We start from the raw sequence: 7172 nt of genomic DNA, 5'->3' as shown, positions 1-7172 counted from the left end.
GTCCCCCCCTCCCGCAAGCGGGAGGGGAGAAGCATAGCCCTCCCGCTTGCGGGAGGGCCGCGAGACTTGGCAGCTTGCTGCCTAATCGCAGCGGGGTGGGCGCCTGCTCCCGATCAGAAATAGGCCCCGATCAGAACTTGTAGTTCGCGCTGATCGTGAAGTTGCGCGGCGCACCGTAGCGGTACTGGCTGAACGAACCGATCTGGCTGTAATACTTCTTGTCGAACAGGTTCTCCAGGTTGCCCTGAATCTGCAGTGCCTCGCTGACGTTGTAGCGCGTCATCAGGCTGACCAGCGTGTACCCGCCCTGCTGGAAGCGGAAGGCCGCGCCGGTGTAGGGGTTGAGCCCGTCGGTGTAGGCCTTGCTCCGGTAGTTCACGCCGCCGCCCACGGTCAGGCCGTCCAGCAGGCCGGAAAGATCATAGGTGGTGAAGACCTTCAGCAGCTTGCGCGGCTGGTCGGAGTTGGCGATCACGCCGTTCGCATCCTCGGCCTTGAACTGGCTGTAGCTGGCGTTGAGGTTCCAGCCCGGCATCGGCTCGCCGGTGGCCTCGATCTCGAAGCCCTTGCTGGTGACCCCCTGCGCGGCGCGGTACGGCTGGATCGGGGTGCTGCCTTCGACCGGAATCGGCTCGCCGTCGGTGATGCCCACGTTGTCCTGCTCGATGCGGAACAGCGCGATCGAGGTCTGCAGCGCGTTGCCGAAGAAGTTGCTCTTCAGGCCGATCTCGTAGGCATTGCCGTTGAGTGGGTCGAGCAGATTCAGGTCGCGATCGCGCAAGTTCTGCGGCTGGAAGATCTTGGTGTAGCTGGCGTAGATGCGGTGGTTCGACGCCACGTCGAAGAGCGCGCCGACGTAGGGGATGAACACGTTGTCATCGCCGTAGTCGCTGGTGCCGCTCCAGGCGAAGCCCTTCTGGCTCCAGCTGGAGATACGGCCGCCGACGATCACCTTGAGCGGATCGGCGATGTTCATGCGCAGTGCGCCGTAGTAGCCGGTCTGCTCGATGCGCTCCTGTTCGTTGCGCACGGCGGTGGTGCCCCAGACGGGCTCGGGGAAGGGCAGGCCCTTCTGGCCGATGAGCGGCGTGTTGGTGGCCCACGAATTCAGCCCGGTGCCCCAGGCCGGATTGTTCTCCGTGTAAGGCGCGACATAGTTGTCGGTGTGGCGCTTCAGGACGCTGTGCAGCGCGCCGAGGACGATCTCGTGGTCGCGGCCGAACAGTTTGAATTCACCCTTCAACTGCGCGTCGAAGCTGTTCTGGACGCTGAGACCCTTGGACTTGTACGGGTTGCTCGACTCGATCGTGCCGGTTGCCTTGTCGACGCCGCCGTACATGTAGAGCAGCTGGGTATCGCCGGTGTTCTTCAGGCGGTTGTAGTTGACCGTCAGGTTCCAGTTGTCACCGAAGCCCTGGCGCACGGTGGCGTAGATGTTCTGGTTGGTGCTGTTCCAGTAGGTCCAGTTCGCCGCCGTGGTCTGCGAGCGCGGCAGGTCGGTGGTGGTTCCGTCCGTGTAGAACGTGGGCAGCGAGCCCCAGCTGGCGCCCTTGGGCTTGGTGTCCTGGTGGCTGATGCCCGCGCGGACCAGCGTGGAGTCGGTGAGGTCGGCCTCGACCACGCCGTACAGGACCCACTTCTTGCGGTCCTGGATATCCATGAAATACTCGCCTTCCTCGTAGCGGCCGACGACGCGGGCACGCACGCGGCCGTCCGAGGTCAGCGCGCCGCCGACGTCGGCGGAAAGGCGCCAGGTGTTCCAGCTGCCGATGCTGGCGTTGGCATAGCCGGTCAGCTCGGTGGCGTCGGCATGCTTGCGCACGAGGTTGACCGAGGCCGACGGGTCGCCCGCGCCGGAGAGCAGGCCGGTGGCGCCGCGCACGATCTCGACGCGCTCGTAAATCGAGACGTCGATGCTCGTCTCGCCGTTGCCGCCGGCGAGGGTCCATGCGGCAGGGACGCCATCGACCTGGGTGTTGCGGATCTCGAAGCCACGCGCGAAGAACGAGTTGCGCACGTCGTCGACTTCGCTGACGGCGACGCCCACGCCGTTCACGATCACGTCCTTAACGCTGATCAGGTTCTGGTCGAGGATGCGCTGCGCGGTCACGATCGAGACCGACTGCGGCGTTTCCTGAACCGACAGGCCGAGGCCGGTGGCGGTGTCGATCTTGTTCTGGATCGTGTACTTGCCGGTGACGACGATCTGGTCGCCATCGGTTTCCTCACCTGCGGTCTGGGCCACGGCGGGAGCGGCGACCAGGACGCCTGCACACCCCAACATGAGAGCGAACTTGAACTTCATTTGGTAATCCCCCTGCTTGCGGATTTCACGCACTCGTTTGCAGGCGCCGCTAACGGGAATGAGTATCATTCGCAATAGCAATATTGCGCGACAATTTCATTTGGTCGCAAATGCGGCAATGCGGCAGCGCGACAAATTCGTAATTCCGGGGACGTGTGGCGTGTTTGATCGTCATTCCCGCGAAGGCAGAAACTCAACTGCGCGCGACCGTACGCCGTCAGGAGATCGATCCATGCCATCGCGGGCATGACGATCAGAGGCTCGATCCATGACCGTGCCATGGAATATCGCTCCGGGAAATGCCTGCCCGGCAGATGCCCGGATCGGCCGTCAGAACGAGACGACGGCCTCGCCGATGGCGTTCCACACGTCGTCGAGCTGGTCGTCGGTGATGCAGTAGGGCGGCATCACGTAGACGGTGTTGCCCAGCGGGCGCAGCAGCACGTCGCGGCTGCGGAAGAAGGCCATGAGTTCGGGCGCGAGGCTGTCCATGTAGCCGCCGGTGCCCATCGTGCGCATGTCCAGCGCGGCGATCGTGCCGAGCGTGCGCGGGTTGTCGAAGTGGCAGAACCGGCCCAGCTTCTCCAGCCATGCGGCCTGACGGCGGGCGAGGTCGTCGATGCATTCGCGCACCGGCTCCTCGGCCCAGATGGCGAGGTTGGCGGCGGCGGCGGCGCAGGCCAGCGGGTTGGCGGTGTAGCTGGAGGAATGGAAGAACATCTTCGCGCGGTCGGTGGACCAGTGCGCGGCGAAGATTTCCTCGGTCGCCATGGTTACCGCCAGCGGCAGCGAGCCGCCGGTCAGTCCCTTGGACAAGCACAGGATGTCGGGGACCACGTCGGCCTGTTCGCAGGCCAGCAGGGTGCCGGTACGGCCCCATGCGGTCATGACCTCGTCGGCGATGAACAGGACGCCGTAGCGGGTGCAGATTTCGCGCATCGCGCGCAAGGTTTCCGGGCCGTAGACCAGCATGCCGCCCGAGCCGAGGATCAGCGGCTCCAGAATCAGCGCGGCGATGTCACCCTCGCGGCACAGGGCTTCGAGCGCGTCGAGCGTGTCCTGCTCCGCTCCGGCGGCGGGGTAGGGAATGCGGCCGACGTCGAACAGCAGCGGCGCGTAAGGCTGGTTGAACACCCCGCGTGCGCCCACCGACATCGCGCCGATGGTGTCGCCGTGGTAGGAATGCTCCATCACGACGATGCGGTGGCGCGCTTCACCCTGCGCGTGCCAATAACCGAGCGCCATCTTGAGCGCGACCTCGACGCTGGTGGAGCCGCTGTCGGAGAAGAACACCCGCGTCAGTTCGCTCGGCATGATCGCGGTCAGTCCGGCGGCGACCTGCTCGGCGGGCTCGTGCGTCCAGCCCGCGAAGATCAGCTGATCGAGCTTCTGGGCCTGTTCGGCCACGGCGGCCATGATGCGCGGGTGGCAGTGACCGTGCGTGGTCACCCACCAGGACGAGATCGCGTCGATCACCGTGCGCCCGTCCGCCGTGTGCAGCAGCGCGCCTTCGGCATGGGTGACGAGCGGGATCGGCTCGCCGAGGCCATGCTGGGTGAAGGGGTGCCAGACGGGGGAAGCGGCCGGGGCCAGGGTCACGCGAAGTCCTCCAGGCGGAAGTTTGCGGCAAAGGCGGCGGCCAGCGTCTCGGGCGTCAGCGGATCGACACGCGGCAGGCGGCCGAGGCGCTTGACGTTGCCCATCGCGCAGATGGTGGCCTCGCTGTCCTCCACCGCATCGCCGACGAAGGCCACGCCGAGCACGCCCACACCGCGCGCGCGCAGGGCTTCGATCGAAAGCAGCGAGTGGTTGATGGTGCCCAGCATCGTGCGCGCCACCAGCACCACCGGCGCGCCCCAGCGGGCGAACTGGTCGGCGTAGGTTTCCGTGCGCGAGATCGGCACCAGAGCGCCGCCTGCGCCCTCGACCACCAGCGGGCCATCGATGTCCGGCAGGGCGAGGCGGGCGGTGTCGATGGTCACGCCGTCGATCTCGGCGGCGAGGTGGGGGGAGCAGGGCGTGGTCAGGCTATAGGCTTCGGCGAGCACTTTGCTCTCGGGCAGTCCGCCGAGGAAGCCGACGCGCTGGGCGTCGGGGCCTTCCTCCTCGATCCCCGCCTGCACCGGCTTCCAGTAATGCGCGCCCATCGCCCCCGCCAGCGCGGCGGCGAAGACGGTCTTGCCGATGCCGGTATCGGTGCCGGTCACGATCAGGGTGCGCTGGGTCATTGGGGGCTCACGTAAGGAAATGTCGGGGCGCGGCGCAAGTGGCAGGTCACCACCTCGTAAGTGACGTTGCATCCGCTTTGGGCGAACCGCGCCATCACCGCGCGCAGCTGCGCCGGGTTGAGAGGCCGGTGCGAAGGCGCGGAGGTGCCTGCGCCGATGGCCTTGACCGCACGTACGAAGGCGCGCGGATCGAGGTGGGTTTCGGTCACGTCCTCGACCAGCAGCGTCTCGGGGGAGAGCGTCGCGAAGGCCTCAACCGGGGGGTAGGCGGGGGTGCCGGGAGTTATCCCCTCGGCCTCGTGCGCGGCGCGCCATTCGTGGAAACTGCGCGGTCCCAGCGTGGTGACGACGAGGTGCCCGCCGGGCGCCAGCCACTGCGACAGGCGGGCGAGGGCGGAGGGCGTATCGTCGAACCACTGCACCGCAAGGCTTGAGCAGATGAGGTCGAAAGGCGCGCCCTCGGGGGTGCCATGCTCCCCGTCGAGGGTGGCGAAACGCAAGGTGCGCACGTCATTAGCAGCAATAAGCGCGGCGCGGCAACGCTCCACCATTTCGGGCGCGATGTCGGTGACCAGCCAGTCGCCGCCGATGCCCTGATCCATCAGGGCGAAGGTGAGGAAGCCGGTGCCGCAGCCGATCTCCAGCACACGCGGGGCGGGCGGAAGGTCGAGCGCGGCGATGCGCGCGGCGAGGGTCGTGGCGACCTCGCGCTGGATGCGGGCGTGGCCGTCGTAGTCGGGTGCGGCGGCGAAGGCGCTGCGAATGCGTTCCCGCCTGCTCACGACAATAGCCCGCAAATGGCGGCGGCGCACAGCTCCGGGGCTTGCAGCGGCAGGAGATGGCCGCCCGCTTCGTGGTCGATGCGGCGGACCTGCGCCCCGGTGAACGTGGCGGCGCGCATCTCGGGCGGGAGCAGCGGGTCGGCGCCGCCGTGGATCGCCAGTATCGGCACGTCCGGCAGCGACGGAGCGGCGTCGCGCAGGCGCAGGAGGTCGGCGGCGAGCGCTGCGGGGTCGATTTCTCCGAAGGCCTCGGCGGAGCCGCAGGTCTTGCGGAACTCGGCGAGCACGCCGCGCGGGTCGGTCTCGAAGCGGCGCAGCATGCGGTCGAGTACGCGTACCGGGACGCCCGGTCGGCCCGGAACGGCGGTGAACCGCTCGAACCCGTTGATTGCCACGATTCCCATGAGGCCCGGCGGCGGGGCGGCGAGGACGCGCATGGTGCCGAAGGAGTGCGTCACGGCGATGCAGGGGCCTTCGACGGCAGGCTCATGCGGCGCGCCGAAGTAGCCGCGATCGTCGATGACGTGCGCCCGCTCGGGCAGCAGCGCGGCGAGCGGTTCCCAGAAGCGGTGGTCGAAGCCCCAGCCGTGGGCGAACAGCAGCTTCACCCCCGCTCTCCGGTGATTGCCTCGATAGCGGCGAGCAGGGCGTCGATGTCGGCTTCCGAATGCCCCGCGCGCAGGGCGAGGCGCAGGCGGCTGGTCCCGGCCGGCACCGTCGGCGGGCGGATCGCGGAGGCGAGGAAGCCTGCCGCCTCCAGCCTTGCGGAGAGCGCCATCGCCTCGTCCTCCGGCCCGATCACGGCGGGCACGATCTGAGTCGAGGACGCGCCGTGGTCGAGGCCGAGGCGGGCCAGCCCTGCGCGCAGCCGGTCGCCCAGTGCGGCGAGGTGCACGCGCTCGGCGTCCATGCCGGGCAGCAGGTCCAGCGCGGCGTCCACTGCGCCCAGCACGGCGGGCGGCGGGGCGGTGGTGAAGATGAAGCCGCTCGCGGCGTTGGTCAGGTAGTCGATCAGCACCCGCGATCCGGCCACGTAGGCGCCGAAGCCGCCCAGCGCCTTGCTGAAGGTGCCCATCACGAGATCCACCTTGCCCGGCACCAGCGCCGAAAGCCCGCGCCCTTCGGGGCCGAGCACGCCGGTGGCATGGGCCTCGTCGACGAACAGCGCGGCGTCGTGGCGCTCGGCGATATCGGCGAGGCGGCCCATGTCGGCGCGGTCGCCGTCCATCGAGAACACGCTCTCGGTCAGGATCAGGCGGGCGGGGGCATCGGCGGCCTTCTCCGCCAGCAGGGTTTCGAGATGGCCCAGGTCGTTGTGGCGGAAGCGGTGCTGGCGCACGCCCGCCATCGCGATTCCCGCGTGCATCGAGGCGTGGATCAGGCGGTCGGTGAATACGGCCACGCCCGGGATGGCGGCGAGCAGCGCCGGGATCACCGCCGCGTTGGCCTGCCAGCCGCTGGCGAAGATCAGCGCCGCCTCGCAGTGCTTGAACTCCGCGATGCGGGCTTCGAGGGCAAGGTGCGCCGCGCTCGTCCCCGTCACCAGCCGTGAGGAGCCGGAGCCGGAACCGTCCCGTGCGGCCCACTCGGCCGAGCGCTCAACCAGCAGCGGATGGCGCGCGAAGCCGAGGTAGTCGTTGCTGGAGAAGTCGAGCATCGTGCGCCCGGCGCGCTCGATCCGGCCGCCGGGCAGCAGGGTCGTGGCGCGCAAGGTCCGGCGCTGTCCGGCGCGGGTAATGCGCTCCAGCGCTGCCTCGAGGTGTGAATCGAGCCGGCTCATGCCTCGCCCGGTATGGCAAGCGGGTCCTTGGCACAATGGGCGGTTTGTCCGGGGGGAAGTATGAAGGGGCGTCCGGC

General features: G+C 68.4%; 6 protein-coding genes. All 6 read right to left on the bottom strand.

Annotated features, from left to right (window positions below; translation table 11 throughout):
- Positions 1–130: 130 nt before the first annotated feature.
- The 6 genes from ACYPYD_RS18265 to ACYPYD_RS18240 all read right to left on the bottom strand — a co-directional run bounded on the left by ACYPYD_RS18265 (position 131) and on the right by ACYPYD_RS18240 (position 7095).
- Positions 131–2305, bottom strand: coding sequence for a TonB-dependent siderophore receptor (locus ACYPYD_RS18265; RefSeq protein ID WP_459664662.1), 2175 nt, complete (start codon positions 2303–2305; stop codon positions 131–133).
- A gap of 330 nt (positions 2306–2635) precedes the next feature.
- Positions 2636–3904: an adenosylmethionine--8-amino-7-oxononanoate transaminase gene (locus tag ACYPYD_RS18260; protein WP_459664661.1), complete on the bottom strand. Its 1269-nt coding sequence runs from the start codon at positions 3902–3904 to the stop codon at positions 2636–2638.
- Positions 3901–4533, bottom strand: coding sequence for a dethiobiotin synthase (gene bioD, locus ACYPYD_RS18255; RefSeq protein WP_459664658.1), 633 nt, complete (start codon positions 4531–4533; stop codon positions 3901–3903). The genes ACYPYD_RS18260 and bioD overlap by 4 nt, the downstream gene beginning before the upstream one ends.
- A complete protein-coding gene (locus ACYPYD_RS18250) occupies positions 4530–5315 on the bottom strand; it encodes a methyltransferase (RefSeq protein WP_459664657.1) in 786 nt (261 codons plus the stop codon). The genes bioD and ACYPYD_RS18250 overlap by 4 nt, the downstream gene beginning before the upstream one ends.
- Complete coding sequence (locus ACYPYD_RS18245; protein WP_459664655.1) at positions 5312–5923, bottom strand: alpha/beta fold hydrolase; 612 nt, start codon at positions 5921–5923, stop codon at positions 5312–5314. The genes ACYPYD_RS18250 and ACYPYD_RS18245 overlap by 4 nt, the downstream gene beginning before the upstream one ends.
- Positions 5920–7095 carry an aminotransferase class I/II-fold pyridoxal phosphate-dependent enzyme gene (locus ACYPYD_RS18240; RefSeq protein ID WP_459664654.1) on the bottom strand — a complete coding sequence of 392 codons (1176 nt, stop codon included), beginning with the start codon at positions 7093–7095 and terminating at the stop codon, positions 5920–5922. Before ACYPYD_RS18240 ends, ACYPYD_RS18245 begins: the two co-directional genes overlap by 4 nt.
- Positions 7096–7172: the final 77 nt, after the last annotated feature.

Source organism: Novosphingobium sp. 11B, assembly GCF_054589055.1.
The sequence above is the reverse complement of the archived record's forward strand: the minus strand, read 5'-3'. Positions and strand labels throughout refer to the sequence as shown.

Coding starts and splice junctions, on each gene's coding strand:
- bioD (WP_459664658.1), bottom strand. CDS start 4,533: ATGACCCAGCGCACCCTGATCGTGACCGGCACCGATACCGGCATCGGC.
- ACYPYD_RS18265 (WP_459664662.1), bottom strand. CDS start 2,305: ATGAAGTTCAAGTTCGCTCTCATGTTGGGGTGTGCAGGCGTCCTGGTC.
- ACYPYD_RS18240 (WP_459664654.1), bottom strand. CDS start 7,095: ATGAGCCGGCTCGATTCACACCTCGAGGCAGCGCTGGAGCGCATTACC.